This is a genomic window from Methylibium sp. T29 (assembly GCF_000576205.1).
Lineage (GTDB): Bacteria > Pseudomonadota > Gammaproteobacteria > Burkholderiales > Burkholderiaceae_C > Methylibium > Methylibium petroleiphilum.
Map to the genome: position 1 here is coordinate 1 of NZ_AZND01000576.1, position 717 is coordinate 717.

Here is a 717-nt window from a genome sequence, read left to right on the forward strand (position 1 = left end):
CACGTCGCGCTCGCCCGCGTCGGCGGCCCAGTGCTCGGGCGCCGCGTCGTCGCTCAAGCCGGGCGCCCCAGCTTCGCCAGCCGTGCCGGCTCGACGATCTCGATCCAGTAGCCGTCGGCGTCCTTGATGAAGGCCACGTCCTTCATCTTGCCCTGCTCGGGCCGCTTCACGTAGGTCACGCCGTTCTCGTCGAACCAGCGCACCGCGGCGTCGAGGTCGGGCACCGAGATGCAGATGTGGCCGAAGCCCTGCGGCTTGGCATTGCCGTCGTGGTACTGGAACTCGGCGTCGTTCTCGGTGCCCCAGTTGTGCGTGAGCTCCAGGATGCCGCGCTGCGCGAAGGTCCACGCGGTGCGCTCGCCCACGTCCTGCGGCGCCGCGGCGGCCTCCTCGGCCTGCGCCAGGAAGTAGAGCGAGAAGCTCATCTCCGGAAAGTCCAGCTTGCGCAGCAGGCGCATGCCGAGCACGCGCGTGTAGAAGTCCAGCGAAACCTTCGGGTCCTTCACGCGCAGCATGCTGTGGTTCAGCGTGAAGCCCTTCGTCGCGGCCGGGGCCTGCTCGCAGACGCCGGGCTGTTGTTCGGTGGTGAAGCTCATGGGGGAGGTCCTGTGTCGGGGCCGGAAAGGGCGGGGGCCACGATGATGCCGCAGCGTGCCGGCCGCGGCAGCCAGGCAGACCAAGCCCCGTCGCCCCCGCGGGGCGTTCAGCGCCCGGGGC

At 70.4% G+C, this 717-nt stretch carries 1 protein-coding gene; it reads right to left on the minus strand.

Annotated elements, in window-relative coordinates:
- Positions 1 to 53: 53 nt before the first annotated feature.
- Positions 54 to 596, minus strand: a complete 543-nt coding sequence (gene gloA, locus x551_RS22920; RefSeq protein WP_036236161.1) for a lactoylglutathione lyase — start codon at positions 594 to 596, stop codon at positions 54 to 56.
- Positions 597 to 717: the final 121 nt, after the last annotated feature.

Excerpts from the sequence above, each read along its gene's own strand:
- gloA (WP_036236161.1), bottom strand. The coding sequence starts at position 596 with ATGAGCTTCACCACCGAACAACAGCCCGGCGTCTGCGAGCAGGCCCCG.